The 26763-nt window shown below is 35.8% G+C and carries 30 protein-coding genes and 7 tRNA genes; 19 read left to right on the top strand and 18 right to left on the bottom strand.

Going from position 1 to position 26763, the window contains the following annotated elements; genetic code table 11:
• Positions 1-552: TRAP transporter large permease subunit (locus CDOM15925_RS09265; protein ID WP_169943123.1), on the top strand; the 552-nt coding region annotated here is incomplete at its 5' end.
• A gap of 247 nt (positions 553-799) precedes the next feature.
• On the opposite strand, the gene CDOM15925_RS09260 is transcribed toward CDOM15925_RS09265, so the two are convergent.
• Genes CDOM15925_RS09260 through CDOM15925_RS09250 form a run of 3 tightly spaced genes read right to left on the bottom strand, consistent with a single transcriptional unit; the run spans position 800 to position 3458 of the window.
• Positions 800-952, bottom strand: coding sequence for a hypothetical protein (locus tag CDOM15925_RS09260; RefSeq protein WP_169943098.1), 153 nt, complete (start codon positions 950-952; stop codon positions 800-802).
• A complete protein-coding gene (locus CDOM15925_RS09255; protein WP_169943122.1) occupies positions 949-2826 on the bottom strand; it encodes a mechanosensitive ion channel family protein in 1878 nt (625 codons plus the stop codon). The genes CDOM15925_RS09260 and CDOM15925_RS09255 overlap by 4 nt, the downstream gene beginning before the upstream one ends.
• Positions 2823-3458 carry a carbonic anhydrase gene (locus tag CDOM15925_RS09250; protein WP_169943121.1) on the bottom strand — a complete coding sequence of 212 codons (636 nt, stop codon included), beginning with the start codon at positions 3456-3458 and terminating at the stop codon, positions 2823-2825. Before CDOM15925_RS09250 ends, CDOM15925_RS09255 begins: the two co-directional genes overlap by 4 nt.
• A 159-nt stretch (positions 3459-3617) precedes the next feature.
• Here CDOM15925_RS09250 and CDOM15925_RS09245 point away from each other — a divergent pair, with 159 nt between their 5' ends.
• From CDOM15925_RS09245 to CDOM15925_RS09210, 8 genes are all read left to right on the top strand, one after another.
• Positions 3618-4319: a Bax inhibitor-1/YccA family protein gene (locus tag CDOM15925_RS09245; protein ID WP_169943120.1), complete on the top strand. Its 702-nt coding sequence runs from the start codon at positions 3618-3620 to the stop codon at positions 4317-4319.
• A 1-nt stretch (position 4320) separates the two neighbouring features.
• Complete coding sequence (locus CDOM15925_RS09240) at positions 4321-4710, top strand: thiamine-phosphate pyrophosphorylase (protein WP_169943119.1); 390 nt, start codon at positions 4321-4323, stop codon at positions 4708-4710.
• Between the two features lie 63 nt (positions 4711-4773).
• A complete protein-coding gene (gene secG / locus CDOM15925_RS09235) occupies positions 4774-5121 on the top strand; it encodes a preprotein translocase subunit SecG (RefSeq protein WP_169943118.1) in 348 nt (115 codons plus the stop codon).
• Between the two features lie 15 nt (positions 5122-5136).
• Positions 5137-6108 (top strand): polysaccharide deacetylase family protein, encoded by a 972-nt coding sequence (locus CDOM15925_RS09230; RefSeq protein WP_349644346.1) that lies wholly within the window; start codon positions 5137-5139, stop codon positions 6106-6108.
• On the top strand, positions 6098-6655 hold the full coding sequence (gene frr, locus CDOM15925_RS09225; protein ID WP_169943117.1) for a ribosome recycling factor: 558 nt from the start codon (positions 6098-6100) through the stop codon (positions 6653-6655). The genes CDOM15925_RS09230 and frr overlap by 11 nt, the downstream gene beginning before the upstream one ends.
• Positions 6656-6735: 80 nt before the next feature.
• Positions 6736-8403 carry a DUF4153 domain-containing protein gene (locus CDOM15925_RS09220; RefSeq protein ID WP_169943116.1) on the top strand — a complete coding sequence of 556 codons (1668 nt, stop codon included), beginning with the start codon at positions 6736-6738 and terminating at the stop codon, positions 8401-8403.
• A gap of 50 nt (positions 8404-8453) precedes the next feature.
• Entirely contained in the window at positions 8454-9062 is a 609-nt protein-coding gene (pyrE, locus tag CDOM15925_RS09215; RefSeq protein ID WP_169943115.1) for an orotate phosphoribosyltransferase, read from the top strand.
• An 84-nt stretch (positions 9063-9146) separates the two neighbouring features.
• On the top strand, positions 9147-9569 hold the full coding sequence (locus CDOM15925_RS09210; protein ID WP_169943114.1) for an RDD family protein: 423 nt from the start codon (positions 9147-9149) through the stop codon (positions 9567-9569).
• Here CDOM15925_RS09210 and CDOM15925_RS09205 read toward each other — a convergent pair.
• The 4 genes from CDOM15925_RS09205 to CDOM15925_RS09190 form a co-directional block, all read right to left on the bottom strand.
• The gene (locus CDOM15925_RS09205) at positions 9562-10176 is read right to left on the bottom strand and encodes a class I SAM-dependent methyltransferase (RefSeq protein ID WP_169943113.1); all 615 of its coding nucleotides are present in this window, start codon (positions 10174-10176) and stop codon (positions 9562-9564) included. The two genes, CDOM15925_RS09210 and CDOM15925_RS09205, sit on opposite strands and share 8 nt — an antisense overlap.
• Before the next feature lie 390 nt (positions 10177-10566).
• The gene (locus CDOM15925_RS09200; protein WP_169943112.1) at positions 10567-13023 is read right to left on the bottom strand and encodes a molybdopterin-dependent oxidoreductase; all 2457 of its coding nucleotides are present in this window, start codon (positions 13021-13023) and stop codon (positions 10567-10569) included.
• A gap of 59 nt (positions 13024-13082) precedes the next feature.
• Positions 13083-13682, bottom strand: coding sequence for a hypothetical protein (locus CDOM15925_RS09195; protein ID WP_169943111.1), 600 nt, complete (start codon positions 13680-13682; stop codon positions 13083-13085).
• A gap of 551 nt (positions 13683-14233) precedes the next feature.
• Positions 14234-14310 (bottom strand) — tRNA-Met (locus tag CDOM15925_RS09190).
• A 212-nt stretch (positions 14311-14522) separates the two neighbouring features.
• Here CDOM15925_RS09190 and CDOM15925_RS09185 point away from each other — a divergent pair.
• Positions 14523-14611, top strand: a tRNA-Ser gene (locus CDOM15925_RS09185).
• Positions 14612-14974: 363 nt separating this feature from the next.
• On the opposite strand, the gene CDOM15925_RS09180 is transcribed toward CDOM15925_RS09185, so the two are convergent.
• The 11 genes from CDOM15925_RS09180 to CDOM15925_RS09130 all read right to left on the bottom strand — a co-directional run bounded on the left by CDOM15925_RS09180 (position 14975) and on the right by CDOM15925_RS09130 (position 22186).
• Positions 14975-15298 carry an Arm DNA-binding domain-containing protein gene (locus CDOM15925_RS09180; RefSeq protein WP_169943110.1) on the bottom strand — a complete coding sequence of 108 codons (324 nt, stop codon included), beginning with the start codon at positions 15296-15298 and terminating at the stop codon, positions 14975-14977.
• A gap of 559 nt (positions 15299-15857) precedes the next feature.
• Positions 15858-16880 (bottom strand): virulence RhuM family protein, encoded by a 1023-nt coding sequence (locus CDOM15925_RS09175; protein WP_249934730.1) that lies wholly within the window; start codon positions 16878-16880, stop codon positions 15858-15860.
• Positions 16865-17146, bottom strand: coding sequence for a type II toxin-antitoxin system RelE/ParE family toxin (locus CDOM15925_RS09170; protein WP_169943109.1), 282 nt, complete (start codon positions 17144-17146; stop codon positions 16865-16867). The genes CDOM15925_RS09175 and CDOM15925_RS09170 overlap by 16 nt, the downstream gene beginning before the upstream one ends.
• Positions 17140-17379, bottom strand: coding sequence for a hypothetical protein (locus CDOM15925_RS09165; protein ID WP_169943108.1), 240 nt, complete (start codon positions 17377-17379; stop codon positions 17140-17142). Before CDOM15925_RS09165 ends, CDOM15925_RS09170 begins: the two co-directional genes overlap by 7 nt.
• 534 nt (positions 17380-17913) lie before the next feature.
• Positions 17914-18639, bottom strand: coding sequence for an aspartate carbamoyltransferase (locus tag CDOM15925_RS09160; RefSeq protein ID WP_169943107.1), 726 nt, complete (start codon positions 18637-18639; stop codon positions 17914-17916).
• Between the two features lie 70 nt (positions 18640-18709).
• A complete protein-coding gene (locus CDOM15925_RS09155; protein ID WP_249934729.1) occupies positions 18710-18940 on the bottom strand; it encodes a hypothetical protein in 231 nt (76 codons plus the stop codon).
• Positions 18927-19289 carry a hypothetical protein gene (locus CDOM15925_RS09150; RefSeq protein WP_169943106.1) on the bottom strand — a complete coding sequence of 121 codons (363 nt, stop codon included), beginning with the start codon at positions 19287-19289 and terminating at the stop codon, positions 18927-18929. Before CDOM15925_RS09150 ends, CDOM15925_RS09155 begins: the two co-directional genes overlap by 14 nt.
• Positions 19276-19488 (bottom strand): helix-turn-helix transcriptional regulator, encoded by a 213-nt coding sequence (locus CDOM15925_RS09145; RefSeq protein ID WP_169943105.1) that lies wholly within the window; start codon positions 19486-19488, stop codon positions 19276-19278. Before CDOM15925_RS09145 ends, CDOM15925_RS09150 begins: the two co-directional genes overlap by 14 nt.
• A gap of 210 nt (positions 19489-19698) precedes the next feature.
• Positions 19699-20508: a hypothetical protein gene (locus CDOM15925_RS09140; protein WP_169943104.1), complete on the bottom strand. Its 810-nt coding sequence runs from the start codon at positions 20506-20508 to the stop codon at positions 19699-19701.
• Positions 20509-20510: 2 nt separating this feature from the next.
• Positions 20511-21734: a tyrosine-type recombinase/integrase gene (locus tag CDOM15925_RS09135; RefSeq protein ID WP_169943103.1), complete on the bottom strand. Its 1224-nt coding sequence runs from the start codon at positions 21732-21734 to the stop codon at positions 20511-20513.
• A gap of 376 nt (positions 21735-22110) precedes the next feature.
• A tRNA-Ala gene (locus CDOM15925_RS09130) sits at positions 22111-22186 on the bottom strand.
• A gap of 108 nt (positions 22187-22294) precedes the next feature.
• On the opposite strand from CDOM15925_RS09130, the gene CDOM15925_RS09125 reads away from it, so the two are divergent.
• The 9 genes from CDOM15925_RS09125 (at position 22295) to CDOM15925_RS09085 (ending at position 26647) form a co-directional block, all read left to right on the top strand.
• Positions 22295-22369: transfer RNA gene (locus CDOM15925_RS09125), tRNA-Gly, on the top strand.
• Between the two features lie 20 nt (positions 22370-22389).
• Positions 22390-22475, top strand: a tRNA-Leu gene (locus tag CDOM15925_RS09120).
• A 15-nt stretch (positions 22476-22490) separates the two neighbouring features.
• Positions 22491-22564 (top strand) — tRNA-Cys (locus CDOM15925_RS09115).
• A gap of 21 nt (positions 22565-22585) precedes the next feature.
• Positions 22586-22741, top strand: a complete 156-nt coding sequence (locus tag CDOM15925_RS09110; RefSeq protein ID WP_169943102.1) for a hypothetical protein — start codon at positions 22586-22588, stop codon at positions 22739-22741.
• Positions 22742-22771: 30 nt separating this feature from the next.
• Positions 22772-22861 (top strand) — tRNA-Ser (locus tag CDOM15925_RS09105).
• A gap of 427 nt (positions 22862-23288) precedes the next feature.
• Positions 23289-24461, top strand: coding sequence for a MalY/PatB family protein (locus CDOM15925_RS09100; RefSeq protein ID WP_169943101.1), 1173 nt, complete (start codon positions 23289-23291; stop codon positions 24459-24461).
• 193 nt (positions 24462-24654) lie between these two features.
• Positions 24655-25131, top strand: coding sequence for a cyclic pyranopterin monophosphate synthase MoaC (gene moaC, locus CDOM15925_RS09095; protein ID WP_169943124.1), 477 nt, complete (start codon positions 24655-24657; stop codon positions 25129-25131).
• Entirely contained in the window at positions 25106-25369 is a 264-nt protein-coding gene (locus CDOM15925_RS09090; RefSeq protein ID WP_169943100.1) for an HP0495 family protein, read from the top strand. The genes moaC and CDOM15925_RS09090 overlap by 26 nt, the downstream gene beginning before the upstream one ends.
• 9 nt (positions 25370-25378) lie before the next feature.
• Positions 25379-26647: a hypothetical protein gene (locus CDOM15925_RS09085; protein WP_169943099.1), complete on the top strand. Its 1269-nt coding sequence runs from the start codon at positions 25379-25381 to the stop codon at positions 26645-26647.
• Positions 26648-26763 lie beyond the last annotated feature (116 nt).

The following is a 26763-nucleotide window of genomic DNA, read 5'->3' as shown; positions in this document are numbered from 1 at the left end:
GCGGTATATGCGCTGTTTATATCCCTTTTTGTTTATAGGGATATTAAGATAAAAGATCTTTGGAGTATCTGCCTTGACTCTGCGATGACTACGGCGATGATATTTTTCATCATCACAAACGCGGTTGTGTTTGCCTACTTGCTTACAAGCGAGCAAATTCCACAAGCCATAGCAGACGCTATACTTGGTGCAAATATCGGCAAAATTGGATTTTTAATCTTCGTAAACATTATCCTTTTCATCATGGGTCAGTTTATGGAGCCTTCGAGCGTGGTTATGATCATGGTTCCGTTACTGCTTCCTATAGCGCTTCAACTTGGTATAGATCCGATCCACTTTGGTATCGTGCTAATCGTAAACATGGAGATAGGCATGATAACGCCGCCTGTCGGGCTCAATCTCTTCGTTGCAAGCGGACTAACGGGCATGAATCTAAAAGATGTCATCATGGCTTGCTTGCCTTGGACGCTGACACTATTTATAGGGCTTATACTCATCACATACATCCCGGAAATTTCACTCTGGCTTCCGAATTTGATGTATGGAAATTAAAATTTACTAGGTCGGAAAATATATCCGACCTATCCTCCTCTTTTTTATCTTTTTATATATTAAAACAAAAAATTTTTGGCAAGTTTATATTAGTGCAGATACTAAATGGTTCAAAGTCTTGAAAGAAATTTTAAAGCTATCAATATTAAAGAAAAAGGCGTAAATTTAAACTCTACTGCAAGCATAAATTTAGCCTTTTAAACGATAAAATTTAAAGCGGTTAAATTAGGCAAAGACAAACCTCAAGCTACATCTCGTAGCTATCTTCTTCATCTTCGTCCTCATAGCTATAGTCGTTTTCGTCGTAGTTGTAATTATAGCCGTTAGCATCGCTCTCGTCGTCGTATTCGGCATAATCCTCTATCTCTTCATCTTCGTATTCAAATTCATCGCCCATCATGATAACTCCTTTAATGTTTTATCTATGTCTTTTAAATTTTCAAGATATACGCTTTGGCTAGGGAATGCAAAGCTAAGTCCGTTCGCCTCGACTATATCCATGATTTTTAGCATCACATCTTGCTTAACCGCCAAAAATTCACCCCAAATAATGCTTTTTGAAAAGCAATATATCATAATATTTATACTACTATCGGCAAATTCATCGACCACTACAAATAAATTTGTCTTATATCCTGCAAGGTCATCTACCGAAACTATATTTTGCCTAAATCTTGATGAAAAATGCGTGCTTTTTGACGCAAGATCTTCAGGTTTTGCTATAGCCGGATGGTTTAAAAGCATATTTCTTATATCGTCTGCACATTTTTTCACCTGAGCGGAAGTAGCGCCGTATTCAAGTCCCACATTCATTCTGATTCGCCTACCCAAACGACGCCTGCTCCAGTTTCTAATCGGATCGCTAGCAAGCTTTAAATTCGGCACAAAGATAAGCGCATTATCAAATGTCCTAACTGTCGTTTTTCTAAGTCCTATCTCAACCACCGTTCCTTCGATATCTCCGCACACTATCCAGTCTCCTTGCGAAAAAGAATTGTCAAACAAAAGCATGACCGAAGCAAAGAAATTCGCAAGTATATCTTTAGCTGCTAAAGCGACCGCAAGACCGCCGATACCAAGAGATGCTATGATCGCACTTACGTTAAAGCCAAGGCGGCTTAGTATAGCCAAAAGCGCTATTACGACGATGATAAAATAAATTATCTTAAGAATCAGATTTATAACCTCTTTGCGTCCGCTTTTTTTGGTTATCTCGCTGATAAAGACTATGCCATAGCCGTTAAGCATGCCAAGTATAAGCCAAGCTGTCGAAAAGATAAAGACTATGGATGAATAATTTGCAAATTTAAGCGGAACCGGCGCAGGATAATAAAATATCGCCAAGCAAATTTCAATCGCATGCATAGTAAGCATGAAAAGCATCGGTCGCTTTATGATGTTGATAACCCTATCTTTGGTCTCTTCCTCTTGATTTCCCTTAGGATACATTTTGATCATAAAAAGATATGTAATCTTTGATAGTATCCTAGTAAAAGAGATAAAAAATATAAATACAAATAATATTATGATTATTTTGCCGAAATTTACACCGTCTATTTTAAAAGGAATTTTCTCATTTACAAAATCAATGGCGACTCGCAAATTTAGCTCTGAAAAAACGTAATTTGAGCTCATCAAATCGGCATTATCTTTAAGATAGACTAAAATTTCCTCAAAAGTTTTTCTATGAAGCTCTAGCCCCTCAAAAGCACCTATAAATTCCTCTGTTAAGGCAGGATCTATCCCCTCTCTTATCTCCTTTGTGTTTGCGTAGGATGTGGTTTGAAGATTTAGCAGCGTCTCTTCTATGAAAGTTTTTATTTTCGCAGGTTTGGCTCTTTCGTTAAAAAGCTTTTCTAGTCCAAGCACCGAGCTATAAAAAATCTCATCTATATTCATCTTTTGAAGCTCAATGGCGTTTTGGATATACATACGTTTATTACTACTATTTTTTAGTCTTTTTACCCTGCTTTCAAGATTTGATTTTTCTTGTTTGAATTTATCTATCTCATCTTTGCCTACTTTAGCCTGCATTAAAAGGGACGGAATTTGATCCAAAAGCTGATTTTTCTTTATTAAAATTCCTTTAAAAAGGCTATTTGCATCGGCGGTTTCGTTTTTATCGGTTGCTTGAGCCTTCACTAAGGCTATTTGATTATTTATCTTGTCAATCTGCCTTACGATAACGACTATATCGACATCATCAAGCTCTACTGCGATCAAATTTAAAGGCAGGATAATAAAACTAAAAATAGCCAAAATCATCTTTTTCATCTATCAACTCCAAGCAATCTAAAACTCTTTGAAACTACGTTATAGTTATAAATTTCGCCCGTTTCTATGATATAGTGCCACACATAAATTTTAAGACTTCCGTCTCTAAATTTTACTTTTACATCAGGATAAGTAAGCAAATTTTCATAAGAATTTATGACGTTTAATCTCTCTGTTAGCCACTCTCTTCTTGCGCTATCTTTAGGATCAGGCAAAAACCCTTCAACTCTCTTTTTAATCGGATCAAGCAAATTTAGCCATCTTTTCACGTTTGGCGTATTTTTAAATTTACTCTCGTCAAGATAAAGCGCCGCGCATCCTCCGCAGTTGCTGTGTCCGCAGATAATGACGTTTTCGACATTTAGCGTTTGCAAGGCATACTCGATAGCCGAAGTCGTAGCCAGATACTCCTGACTGGTTCTGTAAGGAGGAATTATATTTGCGATATTTCGTACCACGACAAGATCGCCGGGCATTGTATTTGTGATCAAATTTGGCACCACTCGCGAGTCGATACAGCCTACAAAAAGAGTATGTGGAATTTGCTTTTGTCCAAGACTTTCAAACAGCTCTTTGTGCTCTAAAAAGCCCTCTTCCATGAATTTAACAGCGCCGTCTAAAAGTGCCTCCATCGCTACTCCGAAATTTTATTTTTTTAAATTATATCAAAAACGCTCTCAAGGTTGGTTAACGGCTTGTGAAATAACATTTTTTGGTGGTTTTAAAAAATCTTTTATACTTTATTTACTATTTTTTGGATAAATTTATAAAAAATTACATAAGGAGAATTGATGAGTTTATACAATAGAAATTATGCAAACTCACACGAACAAGAGTTGGCGAGAGAGTATTCTCAAAGCTCGCTTAGCACGTTTATCAAGCAGACTTACCAGTTGTTTGCCGCTTCACTTCTGGCAGCAAGCGTTGGAGCATATGTCGGTCTTGGCATAGCGCATATGTTTATAGGAAATTTACCTCTATTCATCGGTCTTGTCGTAGTTGAACTTGGACTTTTATTCGGTCTTATGGCGGCTAAACGCAAAGCGGGGTTAAATTTAGTATTGCTTTTTGCATTTACGTTTGTTAGCGGTCTTACGCTTACTCCGCTTCTAGCTTCGGTTTTAGCGATGCCGGGCGGCGCTAGCATAGTGGCTCAAGCATTTACGCTTACGACTGTTGCATTCGGTGCATTAAGCGTATTTGCGATGAATACAAAAAGAGATTTTACAGCTATGGGCAAAATGCTCTTCATCACGCTTATCGTAGTGATAGTAGCGGCTATTATGAATCTATTTTTCAAAAGCCCGATTTTCCAGCTTGTTATCTCAAGCGTAAGTGCGATTTTATTTAGTGCGTATATCCTTTACGATACGCAAAATATCATTCGCGGCAACTACGAAACTCCGATAGAAGGAGCGGTTGCACTATATCTTGACTTTGTAAATCTATTTACTTCACTGCTTCAAATTTTAGGAATCCTAAATAGAGAATAAAATGAGCGGCGATTTAAATGAGCGTATTTACAGAGTAATTGACGCAAATTTAAATAGACTCAAAGAGGGCTTAAGAGTCGTTGAAGACATCAGAAGATATGTCTTTGACGACTTTGTCCTCTCTTCTAAAATCAAAACACTCAGACACAAAGCCAAAATCGATTCAACCGAATTTATCAAATTCCGTGACGCTAAAAACGATGTATTAAAACCAAGCGTAAAAAGCGAATTTGATAGAGTAAATTTAGCGGATCTACAAATAGCAAATTTAAAACGCGCACAAGAGAGTGCAAGGGTTTTAGAAGAATGCTTTAAGCTTATCGATGCTACAAATTCGGAAATTTTCAAATCCATCAGATACGACCTTTACGAAATCGAAAAAGAAATTTAGAGAATTTTTAAAACTTTTTTAGTATAATCGCTACTAATTATTTTCAAATTTAAAGGATTTTTTGTGAGTTCATTCTTTTTGGTTTTACAATTCGTTTTAGCGGCAATTTTAACCGTAGCCGTCTTGCTTCAAAAGAGCTCTTCAATCGGACTTGGCGCATACAGCGGAAGTAACGAAAGCTTATTTGGCGCAAAAGGGCCTGCGGGATTTTTGGCTAAATTTACCTTTGTAGTTGGCGTTATTTTCATCTTAAACACACTTGCCTTAGGTTACACTTACAACACTCAAACAAAAAAATCGCTAATTGATAGCGTAGATACGAAAAACATCACAGTTCCGGCTCCTAGCGCAACTCCAGCCGCGCCTGTCGCACCAAGTGCTCCTGCTGCACCTATAGCGCCGGCTAAATAAATTTGCGAGAAAAAAGTGGCTAAAAATATCTGTTTGAAATTTTGCTTGGCGTTTTTGCTTGCAAGCGTTTCTCTTTGGGCTGACGCACATATATTTAACTATCATAGATTTAACGATCCAAGACACCCAAGCACCAATATCTCTAATGAAAATTTAAGAGAGCAGTTTGAGTTTTTCAAAAATAACGGATATGAGGTCGTACCTCTTTCAAAACTAGTAGAAGCGCTAAAAAAAAGCGAAGAAATTCCGGATAAATGGGTAGTTTTAACGGTAGATGACGGATACAAGAGCTTTTATGAAAACGGGCTTCCGATATTTATCGAGTACGGATATCCATTTGCTTTGATGGTTTATGTTGAGGCAAGTGCCAAAAAATACGGCGATTTCATGACCTTTGAGCAGATCAAAGAGGCGGCGAAATACGGTGAAATCGGCTATCACTCATATGGGCACCTTCACATGGTGGGGCTTAGTAACGATAGGTTAAGATATGATTTCGAAGACGGTATTAGAATTTTTGAAAAGCACATGGGCTATAAGCCAAAGTATTTTGCTTATCCATACGGAGAATACAACGATAAAATAAGAAATATGTCCGTAGAATACGGGCTTGAGGTTTTACTAGCTCAAAATTCAAGCGCAGTCGGCAAAGGTAGCGACCTGCTTGAGCTTGATAGAACTCCGCTTATGGACGGAACCGATCTAAAAGCTGCTCTTGCGATCAAATTTTTAAAAGCCGAATGGGTAATGCCAAAAGACTATCCGAAAAACAATAAAATAGACGAGGTTGTAATTAAAACCGACGAAAACGCGTCATTTGGATATTTTTCCGCAACAAGCAAAGGGACTAAAAAAGTAAAGCTTGAAAACGGTCAAATGAGGATCAAATTTAAAGAGCCTATCGACAGATACAAAGTAAGAATGAGCCTAAAAGTAAACGGCAAAACGACAACAAAAATTCTAGTAAAGGACATAAATGCTGAATGAAATTTATAACAAACAAAAAGAGTCTTGCGACAGATGCATAGACGGTCTTAAGCGCGACTTTTCAACCCTTCGCACGGGCAAAGTAAACATAAGCATAGTTGATAACATCTTTGTTGATTATTACGGAAGTCAAACTCCGCTAAATCAAGTTGCAACCGTACTAACAAGCGACGCAAGCACTATCAGCATAACTCCGTGGGAAAAATCAATGCTAAAAACTATCACGGCAGCGATCTCTGCGGCAAATATAGGCGTAACGCCAAACAACGACGGCGAGAGCGTGAAGCTATTTTTCCCTCCTATGACGGTTGAACAACGCCAAGAAAATGCAAAACACGCAAAAGCCATGGGCGAAAAGGCGAAAGTAAGCGTTAGAAACATAAGAAAAGACGCTAACGATGATGTAAAAAAACTTGAAAAAGACAAATCAATCACCGAGGACGAGAGTAAGAAAGCTCAAGACGAAGTGCAAAAAATTACCGATTCATACACTACTAAAATTGATACTTTAGTAAAAGAAAAAGAGGCTGAACTACTAAAAGTTTAAGCCCAAATTTACGGCTTGTAGCTCTAAACAAGCCGTAATCTCTAGCTTGCAAATTTAGCCGAAATTTACAAAGGAGAGCGATGAGTGCGCTTTTACCTGTCTTGCAACAAATCAAACCTACTATCTCATCTCACAAGATCGAAATTTTAACAGCCTTTGCGTTTGCGCTCGCTGCTTTGTTTTTGCCGTATAAATTTTTAGAAGCAAACTTTGAATACTGGCTATTTTCGCCACTTTATCTAGTCGTCATCTATCTAAGCAGGCACAATAAATTTGCTTATACATGCTCTATTTTAGTGCCGATAATCGGCTCTTTTCTTGTTTATGCTCTAGAGTATAAAAGTGATTTTTACTTCCATAATGAAAAATTTTGGGCTGTTTATACTATAGCGGCGATTGCGCTTTTGGCTGATAAATTTGCAAAAGACGACGAAGGATTTATCAAAAATGTGATAAGCAAAATTTTAAATTTAGCCTTGGCGTTTGGTATATTTGCGCTACTAGCCATCATTATAAGCTTGATAATTGCCGCATTTGACTACTTTTTTGATACCGATTTGTATAGAGTAAATTTTTTGGTCAACTTTCACGTGGCAAATTTTATCGCGCTCGTGCCGTTTTTATTTCTGCTTTTTGAGGATAAATTTTATTTTAGGGATTCAAACCAACTTTTAAAAAACATTTTAAATTTCATCCTAACACCCACTCTTATCATCTACACGGCGATACTTTATATTTATATCGCAAATATTATCCTTATAAGCGGCCTACCAAAGGGTGGAGTTGCGATTATCGTGCTTATTTATCTACTTGCGGGATTTATCCTAACAGCCTTAGATAGTGTGGTAAATTTGGGTTCAAGTAGCACTCTTAAAACAAGTAAAATCTCAAATTTTTATAATTTTTTTGCCTATTTAGGCTCAGCCACTCTCATACTTTTATGGGTTGGAATTTTAGAGCGAACGGATACATATGGTCTAACTCCAAGCAGAATTTATCTCATCTCAGCAGCTACCCTAGCAACGATAACCTACATACTAATGATGGTTAAAAGGCTATTTTCTTATAGAATTTGTGCCGTTATAAGCGTGAGTCTAATCTTAATAACATTTTTTGTTATAGACGCCAGAGGAATTTCGCTCAATTCGCAAATTTCAAGGCTACACGCTTATCTAAACGAGCTAAATTTAACAGACCAAAACGGTGAAATAAAAAAGATAGACATCTCAAATTTAAGCTCAAATGACAAGATCAAACTAACCGATATGGCGTATGCGATCAAAAACCTAGACAACAACTACTCTTTGCCAAACAATGAAAATTTACTTGACGAACTAACGCATTATGGCTACTTGCCAAGGTCCGCCAAAGAGGCAACCGAGTATAGAAGCTTAAAGCTAAGTAGCACTCAGATTGCACTATCGGGATACAAAAACTTGATAGTAGATAGCTTAAACTACGAAAGAGAGGCATTGCAAGAGCAAGGCTTCATAGAAATTTTTAAAGATGATCAAAAAATCATATCAATCAACATGAACGATCATATTAAGCGCGTATTTGAGAAGCGAGGGCTTGATTTTTACACTATTTATTCTTACGAAATTCTAAATCAGCTTGCAGACGATATGCTTGTGATATACACAGAGAAAGGAGTGCTTGTGATAGACTGGCTTGAGCTTAAAGTGAGTCCAAGTCAAGGCTACAGCCTACTTAGAGCAACGCCTGCTTTCTTTTTAGAAAAAGAGTAGCTTAAGCGCTTGCGTGCTAAGATAAACTTAAAAATTTAAAAGGCTAAAGTATGAATTTAGAGCAAATTTACAAAGATGCAGGCGCTTATCTTAAGGGGCATTTTCTACTAACTAGCGGTAACCACTCGCAGTTTTATCTACAAAGCGCAAAAGTACTTGAAAATCCAATGATAGCAGGCAAATTAGCCGATGAACTGGCTCGCGTGATATCTGAAGCGGGAGTTAAATTTGACACCGTGTGCTCGCCTGCAATAGGGGGAATTTTAGCAGGATATGAGCTTGCTCGCGCGGCAAAAAAGAGGTTTATATTTACAGAAAGAGTTGAGCGCGTCATGACTCTGCGCCGAGGCTTTGAAGTGCATGAGGGCGAGAAATTCGTTATCTGCGAAGATATCATCACCACAGGCGGTTCTGCGCTTGAGGCGGCAAATATTATCAGGGATCTTGGCGGAGAGGTGGTTGCCTTTGCTGCACTTGCAAACAGAGGCTTTTGTCCGCTAACAAATTTAAAAAACGAGCGCAAACCAAGCTGCAAGCTGCCAAGCGATCTACCTATCTTTGCGCTTGGAAATTTTGAATTTGAAATTTACGAACCGCAAAACTGCCCACTATGCAAGGATGGCAGCATAGCCATAAAGCCAGGCAGCAGAGGAAATTAACAAATTTTAGCGGATTTAAGCAGGGATAATTTAAATTTATCCTGCTCTTAACAGAGCAAATTTAATATCAAAACAGGAGTAAATTTGGCAAAGCAAAAAGCAACCATCGCAAGTGTGCCTTCGCGGATAAAGGCCTTTATAACCGATGTTTTTTTCATACTTATGCCAATTCTTTATATCACGACTTACGCTGTTTTAGACGGCAAAAACGAGTTTCAAAACAACCAGCTAGCGATATTTATCACGAATTTTTTATTTGGAGTTATCATCTGCCTTTTTCAAAGCATCAAAGCGCAAACTCCGGGCTATAAAAGCCAAGACATATACCTTGTGAATTTGAAAAACGGGCAAAAGTTAGGATTATTTCACGCATTTCTTCGCTATGTATGCTTTGTTTTAGCGGGTTTTAGTTTGATTGGAATTTGCTTATGCTTTTTCCGCAAAGATAGGCTAAATTTGCACGATTTGCTTACAAATTCAGCTGCGGTTAGCAAGAAAACTACTTAACGCCTATATACAAATTCCATTTGCCGTTTTCGTGTAAAATATGCTCATAGCTGCTAAATTTAACCTCTCTTAACATATCCAGCACCTCATCAAATAGATAAACATGCTTAATTGATATGGCTTTCTTCCATTTGCACTCGGACTTTTTAAAGCCAGGTTTAGTAAATATGCAAAATACTCCACCGGTTTTTAAAACCCTTCTTACCTCCTTAAAGTCTTGCTTTAAATCAGGCCAGAAATATATGGTTTCAAAAGCGGTTACAAGATCAAATTTCTCGTCTTCAAAAGGCAAATTTGACACACAAGCCTCTATGATTCTCACCTTGCCTTCGTCGATAGCTTTTTGATTGAGCTTTTTGCTGCATAAAACACAATCCTTAGAGTAATCCACTCCAAAAATGCAACCGTCTTTTAGCTTAGCCGCAATCTTGCACACATTAGATCCCCCACCACATCCAACGTCAAGAATGCACATATCCTCTTTAATCTGAATCTTTGATAGCGCCCATGCTTCGGATTTCTTATGCACCCTATTCATAAGGCTTAAAAGCACTACTCCAAACACCCCTTGGGGCTTTGAAAAATTTTTAGTGATAAAATTCAACATACTCCTTCCTTGTGAATTTTAGTTAAAAATTTTAGAATTATACTTTTTTAAAACTCAAATTTAAATTAATATTTCTTATTATTTTGTAATATTTGTATCAAAATACGTTAAAATCGATATTTTAAAAATTAAAAATGATAAAAATATTATATTTTAATCGATATTTTTTATTGATATTTATGATTAATATATAACATAAACTATATTTAGTACTGCTTAGTATCAAAACACCCAAGATATTTATAACTTATATTTATTAATCATGATAAAAACCAGTTTATAAATCTCATACATATTAATTTTACTTAATTAAAAATCTATTCTTTACAAAAAAGATACAAATGTATATATTAAAGATAAAAGCGAGGAGTCGCCTCCCCGCTAGATAAACTAAGCGTTTAGAATTTTTGGTTTAGAGAATGCTCTAATAGGCCTGATCGCGCCTTTGTACTTCTCAACTTGAACTAGGTTCGTATGAGCGACGTTGCTTTGAGCAAGCTTGCTTGTGCCTTTATCTTTTGTAAGTACGTTTACGCAACCGTGTTGGCAAAGGCTCTTCTTGCCCCAAACCTCAGGATCGTACCAAGCACCTTCGCAAATAATGATAACATCGTCTTGCGCTATATCACTTACGATTGCACCTGCTAGAATTTCGCCGCGATCATTAAATACTATTACGATATCGCCGTCTTTAATGCCTCTTTTTTCAGCTGCACTTTTACTTATATACATCGGCTCTCTGCCGTTTACGGATGTATAGTGTCTAACAACCGAGTTGTTTAGCTGCGAGTGAAGGCGGAAGCGTGAGTGTGGGGTGTTAAGCGCTAAAGGATATTTTTTAGCTAGCTTTTCGTTTCCTAACCACTCAAACGGCTCAAACCAAGCAGGGTGTCCCATGCAGTCATCATATCCCATTTTTGCGATAACAGGTGAGTAAATTTCGATCTTGCCTGACGGAGTTCCGAGTCTAAATTTGTTTGGATTTTCTCTAAAGTTTGCAAATCTGGTGAAGTATTTTTTCTCGTCGTCTTTTTTGTCAAATTTGACGTAGCCCTTCTCCCAGAACTCATCAAAGCTAGGCATCTTGTCATATCCTAGACCTTTTGCTTGACTCATCGCATCGGCATAAATTTCTTTTACCCATTCCATCTCGGTTTTGCCCTCGGTAAAGACCTCTTCCATGCCCCAGCGTTTGCAAATTCCTTTACAAATTTCAAAGTCTGTTCTTGATTCGCCGGCAGGTTCAACAGCTTTTTTGATAGCAAATAGATACTCGCCCGTGCCGTTGCTTTGGTCTATATCGTTTCTCTCAGGCTCGATCGCCACCGGGAAAACAATATCTGACATCTTAGCCCCACCCGTCCAGTAAGGCTCTGCGGTGATAACGGTGTCAAATTTCTTCCACGCTTCAACCATGCGGTTGATTTCCTGATGTCTTGTAAAGATCGATCCACTCGCGCTAAATGCAACTCTCATGTGAGGAAGTTTCCATTTTGTTCCGTTTCTCTCCATCTCCATACCTGGATTTAAAAGAGCGTCTGTCATACGGCTGTTTGGCATGATGTAGTTTTTATTTTTTACCCATGGACTATCGGCTTTTGTGTATTTTTCGCTTGGGAATGAGCTTAGACCCTTAAGAACAGGAGCTATGTAAGTCTCATCACTTGTCTTGTGTCCTTGGTCGCATGCCATAAATCCGCAACCCTCTTTTCCGATATGTCCAAGCATTGAAGCTAGAGTGATAAGCGCCCAGTATGATTGCTCACCGTGATCTTGTCTCTGGATAGCAAAACCGCTTAGGATGATTGATTCGTTTTTAGCTAAAGATACGCAAAGCTCTTCTAGCTTTTTAACAGGAACGCGTGAAATTTTGCTTGCCCAAGCAAGATCTTTTACTACGCCGTCGGTTGTTCCCATGAAGTAATCTTTAAATTTATTAAAGCCGACTGTGTATTTTTTGATAAATTCCGCGTCATAAAGATTGTTTGCGTATAGATAGTGGCACATACCTATCATCATCGCAGTATCAGTTCCAGGAACTACGCCGATGAAGTCTGAATTTAGATATCTGATCGTGTTGTTTTTGTATGTATCTACGGCGTAAATTTTCTTAGCGCCGCTTGCGTTTGCCTCTTTTAGGGCTGTATAGTAGCGGTATGTCTCGTGTGTCGGAACACCAACGCCTATCTCGTTTGTAACAAGTGGGTCGGTTCCCCAAAATACTAGAGTTTTGGCTGATTTTAGTATGGCTTCCCAGCGAGTTGGAGCTTCGTTTGGCTCGATGGTGCCGATAACGTGAGGCATTACGACGTGGCCTGCACCGTAAGAGTAGTTGCCGTCTTCTGAAACAAATCCGCCAAGGATAGTTAGCATCCTTCTAGCTGTCGCTCTACCCCAGCTTACCTTACCGCTACCGCCCCACCAGTAGCACTCGCCGTAAATACTCTCAGGACCGTATTTATCGAAATTTTCTTTTAAAGCTTTTGCGGCAAGATCAAGAGCCGTATCCCAGTCAACTCTTACAAATTCCTCTTCGCCTCTAAGTTCAGGCTTGTTTGGACCCTTTTTCTCAAGATAGCTCTTTCTTACACAAGGGTAAAGCACGCGGCTTTCGTTTTGGATGGCATCAGGGATCGCGTTATTTAAAGTAGTTGGAAATCTATCTCCCTCAAATGGCTCTATACTTGTTATTTTACCGCTTACTACGTTTGCGTAAAATGGTCCGAATCTATTTGCGCAAAACACTTTTCTTTGATCAAAAAGCGTTTTTGAGGCATTTGCCATGCTATTTGCCTGAAGGCTTACGCCGGCTAAAGCGCTCAGTTTTAAAAAACTTCTTCTCTTCATATTTTCTCCCTTTTAAGAAATTTGTGGTTGTTTAATTATCTAAATTTAAAATTTGACCGTTATTGAACATCTTTTGCATTGTGCTGCAAATATTTTATAATCGCACTCTTATCGGCATCTTCAAGACCGACAAAGCCTGAGCTTATCATACTTTCTATTTGAGATGGCCATTGATTGACAGTATAAGAATTTGGTTCGTGCAAGATATGGCACGCAGAGCAACTTTGCTCAAATAAATTTTTGGCATTGTTGTAAAGCGGCTCAGGATCGGTGGTTAAATTTTCGCTTGAGATCTCAAATTTAAACTCAGCCTTAAGCCAAACTTCGCCGTAGTCATCCTCTGTCTTTTCTAAAATTTTGACATAAGGGTTGCTGCCGCCTTCATAGCTTGCATTTCCCACATATGTCTCAAACACTACGAATTCTTCGCCAAGCGCCGGGCTTTTAACAAGCTTTTCCTGATAGCCCTCTTGAACAAAACCGGTTACTGAAACCTCGGTCTTATCGCCGTTTGCCTTTATAATCTCAACAGGCGTTAATATCCTAGCAAAGCCTATATGCTTGCCGTCTTTGGCGATCTCTTCGCTGTTTTTAACATAGGCCGTTTGAGCAAATAAACAGCCGCTTAAAATCGCCGAAAGTAAAAATGCTTTTTTCATACCGATAAGCTCCTTTAAATTTAATTATCAACTTGACTTAAAATCAAGCTTTTTTCATAATAGTTGATATAAGCTTAATAGCCATTTAAAAAATATTATAAATTTTAACTTAAATTTTAAATGTAAAATTAAATATTATCTTCAAATATATACGCTTATACTTTTTTAACACCCCCATTTTAAAGCAAATTTCTAATATTTAAAACTATAAAACCAAATTCAAGCTAGGTTATCAAGATTATAAATTCGCTTCATATAAATGTGTAAATTCGTAACAAAAAGATAGTAAATTTTTGATAATTTCTATCTATTTAGATGAAAATTAACTCGTTGCAAATTTAAATTAAGTGGCTTATCAGGATAAAACAAGTCACAAACGATAAATTTTAAATATTTAAAACGCTATGCAGCTTATATTTTTAAAATTTAAATATTAAAAATATTCTTTTCATAGAACTTCATAATTTTTTACAACCCTAATAAGATATTCTTTTAAAGTAATATTTTATATTCTAGAATAAATTTTAAAGATTTCATTATGCAGAATTCATTGGTGTCAAGAGAGAGACTTGAACTCTCGACCTCCGGCTTATGAGACCAGCGCTCTAACCAGCTGAGCTACCTTGACACATAGAAGAATTGCGAATTATATTACACCGTTGCTTATATATAGATAAATTTACAAGACCACACTTTGATATAAAACAAAAAGTCAAAATTCGCCTCTTGGTTTCTAAAAATTTTAAGTCTATATTAGCCACACAATTTGAGCAAAATATAGATATTTCATTAAAGACATTTTAAATTTATAAATTTTCTGCTAAAATCACATTTTCAAATAGACAGGTGTCCGAGTGGTTGAAGGAGCACGCCTGGAACGCGTGTAAGGTTAATAGCCTTCGTGGGTTCAAATCCCATCCTGTCTGCCATGATTTAAATATGTCAATTTCATTTTTTTAAATTTTTCTTGCAAACTCCTAAAACATACTATAACTTTCCTATCAATTATATATCGCTAGTGATATATAACAAATAGTTAAAAGGCTACTTTATTTAAGAGATAAAAAGACTAGTTAAGCTTAGCGGTAGTAAAAGTAAAGTTGATTATAGCACAAAAAGTAAACAAGTACTAAACTTATACTATTGATGCTATAGTAGGTAGAATATTTAAGCTTTATTATGCAGATCAAAAGAGTTGCATAACGAAGATAATTAGGAATTTACGTTATAGCCGAAGATATTAAAATATTTATCGAGATCTTAAAGAGATTATCAAACATAATATATTGTGGTCAAATATGAATAATAAGACTTTTAAATTTATACTTATCATTCTTGTCTTTAATGGTATCTATATCCTTACCACCTTCAAGCTCTTTTAGTAATTTTACGGCGTCTATCCTTGCTTCGATTACACTATAAATGCCTTCTCCAAACTTACCTATTGTAAGCGACTTATCATCCTTTGTTCTTATAAAGAATGTTTTCTTGCCACTTGGATTAAGCCATAGATATAACTCTTTGAGATTTCTTACCGCTATTTTCTTTTTGGATTTTGGAAGTTGCAGTTTTCTAATATCTTTATCTTGAAGATTTGCTTTAGAGATGTTTACCATTTAATTCCTTTCGTTTCCATGTTTTCCTATGTTTTTACAAAAGCCCCAGAATTAAAAAAGTCTCTTAATTAGTCCCTGAATTAATCAGAAACAATTAGAGCACAAATGGCAATCAAAGTAACTAATTGGAAATCAAAAATGCTGTAAAGCCTTTAAGTAAGGCATTTAACAGAATTAAAAAGAAGGGATTAAAACTTAAAGAAAGTTTAAATGGTGGAGTTAAGAGATACCATAATATGCTATTTAAATAACTTATTTATCGTTATTCTAAAGCATTAAATACTATTACATATTCGATAACATACTCAATAAATAAGACGTAAATCTAGAAAAATATTAATTATTTTTTTAAGAAAATCAATGAAAAAAAATGAGTTATGAAAAGTTTAGTTTTCAATACATAGTATTTGTAATGCCCTAAAATACGCTATCTTATTTTAGTTAAATATCTGTTTTTAAGTTTCGCAAACTTAAAGTAGGTGTTTTGGTTTAAGGTTTGATATGTTTTACAACTTTTTTAGCTCGAAACTTAATTAAGGTTAAAATATGTGAAACCTCATCAATTTTTAGTTTCATGATTATTTATTATCTTTTTAATGTCTTGTTTAAAATCCTCATTCTGTTTTAGCTCTTGGAATTTTAAATATTCATCATCGGCTTTAGTGTTTGCACTTTCTTTGCTTATTTTACCAAAACCTTTTAATATCTCATACCCATTAAAAGTCAAAAAGCCATCTATTTTAGTATCCCAATCTTTCATTTGGATTGCTATGCCTTGCTCCGCTTGAGTTTCTACATAGTCAAGTAGCATATTGGTTAGCCTATTAAGCTTACTAATCTCGGATTCGTCTAAATAGTTCTTTGCTATGTATACGTCTTGCTTGATAAGGTCTTTGCCTCTACTGCTTCCACTCCAAGTCATCAAGCCCATGTTGGGCTTTGTGTGGTCTGCTCTCTCTTTGATAATCTCCGCTGATGTTTTTTTAGTTATTGCGTATTCTAATTTATTTTGGATATTGGCGAAAAAGTTTTTAGCCGTCTGCGATGTCTTATCATAATCCACGCTTAGCGCAAATAAATCCCTGACTTTTTCATAAAATAACTTTTCACTAGCCCTTATGGCTCGTATGCGTTCTAATAATTCTTTGAAGTAGTCTTTATTAAATACGTTATTGCCTTGTTTTAGTCTCTCATCATCAAGCACAAAGCCTTTAATGATGTATTCTTTTAATGTGCTGGTAGCCCATTGTCTAAAATGTGTTGCTTTTACACTGTTTATACGATAGCCAACCGCTATAATCATATCAAGATTGTAATGCTTAACACCAAGTTTAGTCCCATCGGGTCGCACTGTCAAAATTTCTTTGACGGTGCTTTCGTCTAGCTCTCTTTCGTCTAAAATATTCTTTATGTGATATGATACATTCTGCTTGCTAGTCTCAAAGATTTCGGCTATCTGTTTTTGATTTAGCCATATTGTCTCGTTTTCTCTGTCGGCTAATATTTGAATATTGATTTTATTGTCGCTTGTTGAATAAATAATAAAATTTTGCTCTTTAATGTCTATCATTTCGCTTCCCATTTATTAGCCTTGTAGATGCCCAATAAATAAATCGCTTCACTTTCTACTGCATATGGAATAACATAGCTTTTAAAGATTAAATCTCTTACGCTTTCATCATTAAATTTTAATGACTGTCTGCATTTAAAGGGCTGGTCTGGTATTTGCTCTATTTTAGTAACCAACTGGTCTTTAAACTCTTTAGCTCTCACTCTGCTATCTTTGCTAATAAAATCAAATACGGCTTTTAGCTCCGTCCTAAAACGCTTGGTTTGCCTTATTACCATTGCTCCATCTCTTTTTTTAAATCATTAAATGGATAAGTTTCAAGCTCGCCTCGTCTGATAGCTTCTAAATCGGCTTGATAGTTTGCTATGCGTTCAGCGTGTTCCGCTTCAGCCTTTAATTGCTCTATGCTTAAAGTTTCTAGGCTCTGATTTGTTGTGCTTGCTAATGCCTTACTTACTGCTATTATTTGTTTGATAAGGCTTTCATCTGCCCTAAATATTACACTTTGCATACTAGCCCCTTTTTATTTTTGTATTCTGACTATTTAAATGTGCATAGCTTCTTTGTTTTAGTATTGTAACATAGCTTCACTTATTTTGATACCTTTACTCATTAGAGTAAAGACTACTATTAAAGATGAGAATCATATAAAATTACTGACAGTGTTTAAAAAAATGCAGCCCAGCAGACCCCTACAGTCAATAAGATACTAGAAAGAACCTAAAAACTATTTTCGTATATTTTTTAAAACTCCAATATGCCTAATCTAAAATTTAAAGTTTTAAAAGATATTTTGAAACTAGCTATCAAATAACCAATAATACACTAGAGAAGCAAAACTTAAAATAGTAAAAACAATTATTTTTTAATTCTCTTTTATGCTCTTGTTTAACGTGCTTTGCTTCATATTTTACGGTTTAGTTTTTGTATTAATTAATATTTACAAATGAAAACTAGTGATATTAATTGACGTATCGCAAATTTTTTAATTCTTAAATAACAATTTTGTCTAATTCGAAAGCAATTTAACCGCACATAAATTAAATTATTTAATGAGTCTAATAATGTCTTGAAAATCATTTAAAGCCTGATTGAACTGCAGGCTAAATCGTTCTTTTTTTGATAACGGATTAATAGCTCTATTTCTGATATTCAAATCTCTTATTTGAGCTGTTGCTTCTATTCTGTAAAGAGGATTTGGCAAATTGTTTTTAATCGCTTTATCATAAATACAAATTTTTGATAAGCTAGAAAGTCCTGTTTCATTTATGTAAAAAGTGTTACGATAAGGCTTTAGCTTGTAAATACCATTTAAATTTTTTAGATTAAATAAAGCATAATCAAAACACAAATCAATACTCGTTACGTTATTTACTACACTCAAAATCTCATTAATTAACTCAAATGGCGGTTGGTCTTTATGATACTGCTTTAGTCCGAAAATTTCTAATTGAGCTTTATGTCTATCGTTTGCAGTAGTATTTGCATAAAAAATATTAAAGCCATCTAGCATATAAATATTTGTGAGTTGTAATTTCTCATTGAAACGATATTTATTATGTATAAGCTTGTATAGGTTTTCATCTTTACTTATTTTTTGCCATTTGCAGCCATGCAAACTTACTATTTCATTCAATAATTCTAATTTTGTGGCTGTTTTTATTTTGGTATTTTTATGAAATGTAACCCTTATTGTATCAACTTCTATCAATGAGTCATTTAGTCTATTATGTTCAGTTAGATTTTGGTTTATCTCTGTTAAAATTGCCATTGTTGAAAATCTTTAAGGGTGGCTGATTCGTGCTTGACCACCCTTATTTTAGAACTTTGTTGAGGTGTATTTATACGCCTCGACACCTTAATCCCAATACCCTATCAGCTTTAACATAGTCTATTATCCGCCACATCTTAAACCGACTATGATTTTTCTTAACCCATCTAAAATCAACTATTCCAGCATGATAAAGCTCCACTAAATATTGATTAGCATTGCTTATGCCATAAACTTGCCCTGCCGTTATCTCCCCTTGCTCTTTCATAAGTTTTAGAAGTTTTATTTTATGCAAACTCATGGTTATCCTTTTTTTGATGAATTCTAAGTTCATCTTGGCATATGAGGTCATTGTCTTTTATCCAGTAGTCCCATAGTTCATCAATTCTAGCACGCGCCAAAGGACTGCATTTTAAAAGACGCTTGATTCCTTTCTTTGTGAAATAAGAATTTGGTTTATAAGGTCTAGCTCCATTACTATCAATTACAATCAGGTAATTTACGTCATAGTCGCGACCCATTCTAAAACCTTGTTCGACAAAAGATACACCATAATCAATAGTGGCTGTTTCTGGACAAAATATCGCTCCGCTAAACATCTCAGCGGATTCTAAGGCTTGCAATATTTTATACTTATCATAATATTTCATTGTTTACTCCTTTGCTTTGTAAGTATTCATCTACTTCGTTTTTTAAAAAAAGTAGTGTTCTAGCCGTTAGCCGTCTAGGCTTCGGAAACTCGGGGTTTTTTTGAAAGCGCCATAATGTGCTCTCTGATATGTTTAGATAAGCCATCAGCTCTTTTGGAGTTAAATTAGGCTTATCAAAACTAAATTTTGTTTGTCGCATGTTAATATGCTCCTTTTATTAAAGTCATCCGCAAGCATAAAATACTTTTCGAATGCTGTTGAAATTATGGCAGAAAAAATTTTTTTAATCTAGTGATAAAATAACGTTAAAATCGATGTTGGAAATAAATTTTATGCATAAATTTGATGTACAAAAATGTAAAACTTACATTGAATTTGATGTAAGTTTTACTATTTATTGTTCTGCGGGTTAATGTTTTAAAGATTTTCTGATTAATATTCTCAAATCTTGAATTCTTTTTAATAAATCTGTCTGACTTAATTTTACAATAGGTCTGAGAACTTCAAACATATCATTGTTAAAGTTTTTATTAATATCAGTTAGTTTCGGTTTTTCATTTTTAAATTTTGTCTTTTTTTCTTCTAATTCATCAATAAGATTTATTCTAAAAGTATCTACTGCATCATTATCTGAAACAATATCCGCAATATCAGTCAAAGCCTCTATCGCACAATCAATAAGTTTTATATTTTTATCAATATCCATCTTTCTACGTTTTAATTTAATATTTAAAGCCTGTAATCCTTGAACATATGTTTTTATTAATTTCAAGATATTGTAATAAGAATGTTTGTCAATATTCAAATCAATAAATTTTAGAGAATCAATTTCTGAACTTAAATTAAATCTAAAATTACTTTCACTATTTTTACATACAAACACATTTTCGCTTAATAAAAACCGAATAATTCCATCTTCTAATTCAGTCAATGAGTACTGAGAGTGTTTATCTTCGTTATCGCTTGTTTCTTTTACTTTGGTTAAAAACATAGTCGCTAATTGTTTTTTCAAATCCAATAATGCTTTTTCCGATTGACTATCACCTCTCAGATTAAGAGTATTTAAATTATTATTCAAATACATAAGTGTTCCATTTATCAAGGCTTTTACTCTTTGATTAATATATGGCTCATAGTGTTGTTTGTAAAAATTTGCAACACTATTTTTTTGTCGCTCTACTTCTTTTACAACTTCTTTGTCAAATTTATCAATTTCCATCTCTACTCCTTTAGTTCATCTAAATAATTACTCCACCATTGCATAAGTCTAGCCCTGTCCTCTAGTCGTTGGCTTCTGTCGTAAATTGCCTTAACCGTGTTGCGCTCTCTATGGTCTAAACATAGCTCTATTACTTCGCTGTCTAGCCCGTGAGCCTTGATATTTTCATTTAATAGCGTGCTAGCTGTCGTTCGTAAGCCGTGAAATACCATATCATCACCAAAACCTAAACGTTTAATTGCATAATTGAGCGTGTTTTCGCTTAAAGGCTTGGTGTTTGTTACATCACTCGGAAAAACATACTCGCTCTTTAAGCCCAAAAGCTCTTTTTGAGTATGCAAAATCTTTTTTACTTGCTTACTTATCGGCATAATAAATTCATTTCTTAACTTCATCTCTTTAGCGGGGAATATGATGAGGTCTTTATCAAAATCCACATATTGCCACTTAAGCCTTCTAACGTTTGCACTGCGTAAAAATGTATGAATACCGAATATTAAAGCCTGCTTTGTGCTATTTGAGCCTTGATAATCATCAAAAGCCCTCAAAAGCTCTTTTAGCTTGTCCGTATCTGTAATGGCTTTAAAATTATTTGTCTTTGATAGTTTAAAAGTATCGGCAAATATGATATTTCTTGCGGGGTTATTATCTATGTAGCCTTTACTCACTGCATAATCCATAATTTTACGCATAAGGTAAAAAGCTCGCTTTGACGTATCGTGGCTTAAGCCCCTTTTAGCTTCTTTGTCTTGTATCTTTTCTATCGCATTTGATAGGTCTAGCCGTGTGAGTGTCTTGATATTCTTATCCTTTAATAGCGGATAGAGATGATTATTAATGCGCCCTATCTGTTTATCAAAGCTTGTCAGCTCCTTGCTTTGCTCTTTTTTTATCCATTGTTCGGCTAGGTCTTTAAACGTGATAGCTTGATTTTTTTCAGGGTTTATATCCTCGCCTCGCTCTCTCATAGTGGTTAGCTCGTTCGCTTTGGTCCTTGCTTCGACTAGGCTTATACTTGGATATTTACCGATAACTATTTGATTTATCTTGCGTTTTGGGTCGCCTTTATCTGCATAGCGATAATAAAAGGTCTTAGACAGCCCTTTTTTAGTATCGGTTATATACACGTATAAAAATTCGGTTGCGATGTCTTTTAACCACTCTCTACTTTTACCTTTAAAGAGATTATATTTTTTTAACTCCAGTTCTTTAATAAAAGTAGCCATATTTAAAGCCTTTTTCCTTTATCTGCCACTCGATTTAGGTATCTTTGCCACTTAAACCAGGCTTCTTTTTATGATACGCATTTTAATCAAACATACCATTTTATGGTTATTTTGCTTGAGTATGTCCTTAAATATGATTTTTGAGTATGTTAAAAAACACATATTCTGCAAGCTCTTGAATATGTCAAAAAAGAGCATATTTTAAAAAGCTTTTTGAATATGTCAAAATTTAAAAAGTTTTTACATATTCATTTACATATTCAAAACATTGAAATTGAGTGAAATTGAATGATAACGTATGATTGCTTAAACTATCTCAAAATCCCGTATTTTAGGGGCTTTTTGAAGCTTTATGATAACGAGTAAAAATGATAAATGGTGGAGTTAAGCGGGATCGAACCGCCGACCTCTTGAATGCCATTCAAGCGCTCTCCCAGCTGAGCTATAACCCCAAAAAGTATTTGGTGATTATATACATATTTCACTTACAAAAAATTTAATTTTATCAAAAATAAAATATTTTTTTAAGCATAGTTGGGATAAAATTACACTTTCAAAATGCGGGAATAGCTCAGGGGTAGAGCACAACCTTGCCAAGGTTGGGGTCGCGAGTTCGAATCTCGTTTCCCGCTCCATCAGTTTTTTGGGAATTTATGCCCGGGTGGCGGAATGGTAGACGCAAGGGACTTAAAATCCCTCGGTAATTTTACCGTACCGGTTCAAGTCCGGTTTCGGGCACCATAAATTAAGCTAAAAGGCGACATGGCCAAGTGGTAAGGCAGAAGCCTGCAAAGCTTTTACCCCCGGTTCGAATCCGGGTGTCGCCTCCAAAACGACATAAGGAGAAAAAGATGCGTTATGTTTTAGTACTTTTATCTGCGGTCCTTTTGATGGCTGGCTGTTCAAATACCTGGCGAGGTGTCAAGCAAGATACCAACAAAGCAGTTGAATGGTCTAAAGACAAAGTTAACGACGGGGCTACCTACGTTAAAGAAAAAACTGAATAAATTTGGCTAAAATTAGCCAAATTATGATCTCGGGAGATGGCTGAGTGGTCGAAAGCGGCGGTCTTGAAAACCGTTGAGGTGTGAAAGCCTCCGGGGGTTCGAATCCCTCTCTCCCGGCCATTATTTAGCTCCAATTATCTTTTAAATTTCTCATAAAAAATCAACTTATAAAAGCTGTTTGTAAAATTTCATATCTCTACAGATGTAGATTAAAAATAGATTTCTTTAGTTAGAAAGCCAAACGAAAACTTAAATTCAACAAAGCCATGATTTAAAACTTTTGCTTTATTAAATAATTATAAAATTTATTTGATAGTGAATTTATTTACTCCAACCCACCTTAACTATTTATAACTACGCAATATTACAAAACATCTCTTTCATTAGCTTATCATCAAATTTTATAAAGCATTTCAAGATACGTCAATAAAAAAACCACAATAATCAAAGCGGGAAAGATCGCGATTAAGAATTTAAGTATAAAACGATAAAATTTCAACCAACAAAAGAGCTAAAAAAGAGTGCAAAATAAAAATAAAGGCGAAATATGAGATATGATTTTGATAAAGTTATAAATAGGCGTGGCTTAGACTCTGTAAAATGGCGTTGCAAAGAGGATGAGCTGCCGATGTGGGTAGCGGATATGGACTTTGAATGTGCGCCTAAAATTTTAGCTGCACTTCAAAAGCGCCTTAATCACGGTATATTTGGATACTCAACTCTGCCCACGGAGTGGCAAAGTTCGATTTGTTCGTGGTGGGGCAGAAGGCACAAAGTTGATTTTAAGCCTGAGTGGCTTATTTCCTGTAGCGCAGTGGTGCCGGCGATTGCGAGCATAATACGTAAATTTTCTTGCCCCGGAGATAAAATCTTAGTCCAATCTCCTGTTTATCATGCGTTTTTTAATATCATCACAAATAACGGCAGGCAAATTGCAGACAACAAGCTAATCTATAATTCGCAAGAGTATGAAATCGACTTTATAGATCTTGAAAACAAGCTTAAAGACCCTCTCACTCGCATAATGTTGCTTTGCAATCCGCACAATCCTATAGGTAAAATTTGGAGCAGAGCAGAGCTTAAAAAGATCGCCAAGCTATGCTACGAAAACGACGTTTTGTTAGTGTCTGATGAAATCCACTGCGATATCGTAGATCCTAAGCTTAACTACACTCCCATGGCTTTGATTAAAAAGTATTTTCAAAACTGCATAACCTGCATCTCGCCCAGCAAGAGCTTTAATATCGCGGGCATTCAGGGTGCAATGGTCGTAACGCCAAATGAAAATTTAAAAGATCTTATAAAGCGCGCTTTTGATAACGATAAAATTGCCGAAAATAACGTGTTTAGCGCAGTAGCGACGATAGCTGCGTATAATGAAAGCGAGGCGTGGCTTGATGAGCTTAGAGAGTATATCTATACTAATAAAATTTTAGTGCGGGAATTTTTACAAAGCGAAATTCCAAGCATCAAGCTCGTTCATTCGACGGCTACTTATTTGCTTTGGCTTGACTGCTCGCAAATTTGTGATGATTCGAGTAAAATACAAAAATTTCTAAGAAGCAAATTTGGGCTTTGGGTATCTGAAGGCGGAGCGTTTGGAGGTAACGGCAAGCAGTTTTTACGCATGAATATAGCATGCCCCAAAGAGCTCTTAAAAGATGGCTTAAGCCGTCTTAAAAAGGGAATAAACGCTTTTATAAATAGCGAAAAATCGTAATTTTGAATTTTATTTGCAAATTGGCAAACTATTAACTTTGAGTTGGGATAAAATTTAAAACACTTAGATATTATTTCATTGTCCGACAAGAAAAACCTCCTTTTTGTAACAACTCAATATGCGCCCTTTAACGAGGGTGCATATTTATCTCCCCTTTAATAGCTTTTGATATAATCCAAATTAAAAAAGGATAATCATGCTAACACATTTAGACGAAAAAAATCGCCCGAAAATGGTTGACGTAAGCGAAAAATCGCCCACTACGCGCATAGCCGTAGCAAGCGGTATCATAAAAATGAGCCAAGAAGCCTTTAACGCAATCAAAGAAAATACAGGCAAAAAAGGCCCCGTTCTTCAAACTGCCGTAGTTGCGGCGATCATGGGTGTTAAAAAAACAAGCGAATTGATCCCGATGTGTCATCCACTACTTATCAGCTCGGTTGATTGCGATATCGTTGAGTTACCCGAAATGATGGCCTTTAAATTAATCGTAAGCGTTAAGATAGAAGGTAAAACAGGCGTTGAGATGGAGGCGCTTACAGGTGTTAGCGTGGGTCTTTTAACTATATACGATATGATAAAAGCCATAGATAAGACTATGCAAATAACAGATATAGCGCTTGAAAGTAAAACAGGAGGAAAAAGTGGCGAATATTCACGAAATAAATGAAAAACCAAATATCAAATATCCAACTTTATGGGAGTATAAATTTATACTTGAAGCGGGTATAAACGCTCAAAATACGATAGATGAACTAGTAAGAGGGCGCGAGTATGAACTAAAATTTTCCAAATTCAGTTCGGATAAAAAATACGCCAGCTACAACTTAAAGCTAACCGTAAATTCAGAAAAAGAGCGCTTAGAAATATTTAACGCTATCAAAAATCGCGCCAAATACGTTTTATAAAGGAAAAATATGCAAAATAAAATTTTTCTTCACACACTTCAAGAAAACAAGGACAATCCGCAAATTTTAGTCCTTATCCGTGAGCTTGCATTTGATCTTAGTAAGAAAAAATTCAAAGAACTAAAAAGCGATCAAGAGCTAAACGAAGAGGTCTCAAATACTTTTGGGCAAATGTGTGAAATTCTGAGATCGGAAAATTTACTCAACTCAAAAAGCGTTGCAAATCTTATAGACGGCATCACGAGTGCGGCAAGCGAGTCAAAAGAGCAGTTTTTGTATAAGTTGATTTATGAAAAAGAGCGCATAGAAAAGCAGATTGACGATCAAATTTATGATATCAAACGCACCATACAAGCCACTCTTGAAAGCATTGAAAGCCACATACAAAATGGCGAATTTGAAGAAAAAGAGCAAATTTTAAACGCGATTGACGATGCTATGCTTTGCGATTTGCAGATGCTTGGAATCCTTCGCGAAACTACCGAAGCGGCGTTTTTGACTACCATAGAAAAGGGCGAGGACGTAAGAGATACGAGCGCAGAAATAGCTAAAAATATCGTATATAGCGCGATAAACGAGGGTGTATTTAGCAAAATTCGCTTCCTTGAGATCGCAGAAGTCGTAATAGAAACCGCCGTAACCATAGCAAACGAAGATCACAGCTTCGCCAAAGAGCTTATAAACGGCTCGGTAACCGGTGCAAGAGACGGGATTTTAAAAGCGATTGAGAAATTTAAAGAGGAGATGAAATTCGCTCCGGATAGCGAAAATTTGATAAAAAGCGCAAAAGAGCTGGTTAAGATAGAAGATGACTTCGTAACCATGCTTAAAAATCTAATGCAGCGCTCAAACGACCCTGCCGCAAGTATCATCAGCGATCTTTTAGAAAATACGCTGGATAGTTATTTTGCGAAATTTAAGCGTATGCAAAACGAGATCAGCGACCAGCTTGCAATAAGGCTTGAAGAGCTTAAAATGAATGAAAATATCAACAAATTTACACAAAGCGCAAGCGTTAAATTTGAGACTTTGAAAAAAGAATTCAACGAAAAAAGCGATAAATTGATGGAAAATCTTGAAGTCAATGAAAAGCTTGAGGCGCTTAAAAAAGAGATAGCCGAATTTGAGAAAAAGGCTTCAGAAAAGCTTGAAGGCATAAAATACGAAGAAATCGGCGAAAATTTAAAAACCAAAGCCAAAAAACTCGGCGACAGGATCTATGAGAGTGCCGAAAATTTCATAAAAACCGCAAAAGAAAAGATAAACAAAAAAGATTAGGTATGAGATGTTAGAGGCGTATCTCGCCTCTAATTTTTATCTATCTTGCAAGCAAAGGCACGGAAATTCATTCTATCTACAAGAGCAAATTCGATTAAACCGCAATTTATTTGCTT

Source organism: Campylobacter sp. RM15925, from assembly GCF_012978775.1.
Lineage (GTDB): Bacteria > Campylobacterota > Campylobacteria > Campylobacterales > Campylobacteraceae > Campylobacter_A > Campylobacter_A canis.
This window is presented reverse-complemented; position numbering and strand designations above follow the sequence as displayed.

Bases quoted from the DNA above. Each gene is read 5' to 3' on its own strand.
- CDOM15925_RS09200 (WP_169943112.1), bottom strand. From the start codon at position 13,023: ATGAAGAGAAGAAGTTTTTTAAAACTGAGCGCTTTAGCCGGCGTAAGC.
- CDOM15925_RS09180 (WP_169943110.1), bottom strand. From the start codon at position 15,298: ATGGTAAACATCTCTAAAGCAAATCTTCAAGATAAAGATATTAGAAAA.
- CDOM15925_RS09260 (WP_169943098.1), bottom strand. From the start codon at position 952: ATGATGGGCGATGAATTTGAATACGAAGATGAAGAGATAGAGGATTAT.
- CDOM15925_RS09195 (WP_169943111.1), bottom strand. From the start codon at position 13,682: ATGAAAAAAGCATTTTTACTTTCGGCGATTTTAAGCGGCTGTTTATTT.
- CDOM15925_RS09240 (WP_169943119.1), top strand. From the start codon at position 4,321: ATGAGCGGCGATTTAAATGAGCGTATTTACAGAGTAATTGACGCAAAT.
- frr (WP_169943117.1), top strand. From the start codon at position 6,098: ATGCTGAATGAAATTTATAACAAACAAAAAGAGTCTTGCGACAGATGC.
- CDOM15925_RS09175 (WP_249934730.1), bottom strand. From the start codon at position 16,880: ATGGGAAGCGAAATGATAGACATTAAAGAGCAAAATTTTATTATTTAT.
- CDOM15925_RS09135 (WP_169943103.1), bottom strand. From the start codon at position 21,734: ATGGCTACTTTTATTAAAGAACTGGAGTTAAAAAAATATAATCTCTTT.
- CDOM15925_RS09165 (WP_169943108.1), bottom strand. From the start codon at position 17,379: ATGCAAAGTGTAATATTTAGGGCAGATGAAAGCCTTATCAAACAAATA.
- CDOM15925_RS09255 (WP_169943122.1), bottom strand. From the start codon at position 2,826: ATGAAAAAGATGATTTTGGCTATTTTTAGTTTTATTATCCTGCCTTTA.
- CDOM15925_RS09155 (WP_249934729.1), bottom strand. From the start codon at position 18,940: ATGAGTTTGCATAAAATAAAACTTCTAAAACTTATGAAAGAGCAAGGG.
- CDOM15925_RS09205 (WP_169943113.1), bottom strand. From the start codon at position 10,176: ATGTTGAATTTTATCACTAAAAATTTTTCAAAGCCCCAAGGGGTGTTT.
- pyrE (WP_169943115.1), top strand. From the start codon at position 8,454: ATGAATTTAGAGCAAATTTACAAAGATGCAGGCGCTTATCTTAAGGGG.
- CDOM15925_RS09170 (WP_169943109.1), bottom strand. From the start codon at position 17,146: ATGGTAATAAGGCAAACCAAGCGTTTTAGGACGGAGCTAAAAGCCGTA.
- CDOM15925_RS09140 (WP_169943104.1), bottom strand. From the start codon at position 20,508: ATGGAAATTGATAAATTTGACAAAGAAGTTGTAAAAGAAGTAGAGCGA.
- CDOM15925_RS09110 (WP_169943102.1), top strand. From the start codon at position 22,586: ATGCGTTATGTTTTAGTACTTTTATCTGCGGTCCTTTTGATGGCTGGC.
- CDOM15925_RS09150 (WP_169943106.1), bottom strand. From the start codon at position 19,289: ATGAAATATTATGATAAGTATAAAATATTGCAAGCCTTAGAATCCGCT.
- CDOM15925_RS09245 (WP_169943120.1), top strand. From the start codon at position 3,618: ATGAGTTTATACAATAGAAATTATGCAAACTCACACGAACAAGAGTTG.
- CDOM15925_RS09085 (WP_169943099.1), top strand. From the start codon at position 25,379: ATGCAAAATAAAATTTTTCTTCACACACTTCAAGAAAACAAGGACAAT.
- CDOM15925_RS09100 (WP_169943101.1), top strand. From the start codon at position 23,289: ATGAGATATGATTTTGATAAAGTTATAAATAGGCGTGGCTTAGACTCT.
- CDOM15925_RS09250 (WP_169943121.1), bottom strand. From the start codon at position 3,458: ATGGAGGCACTTTTAGACGGCGCTGTTAAATTCATGGAAGAGGGCTTT.
- CDOM15925_RS09145 (WP_169943105.1), bottom strand. From the start codon at position 19,488: ATGCGACAAACAAAATTTAGTTTTGATAAGCCTAATTTAACTCCAAAA.
- CDOM15925_RS09160 (WP_169943107.1), bottom strand. From the start codon at position 18,639: ATGGCAATTTTAACAGAGATAAACCAAAATCTAACTGAACATAATAGA.
- CDOM15925_RS09220 (WP_169943116.1), top strand. From the start codon at position 6,736: ATGAGTGCGCTTTTACCTGTCTTGCAACAAATCAAACCTACTATCTCA.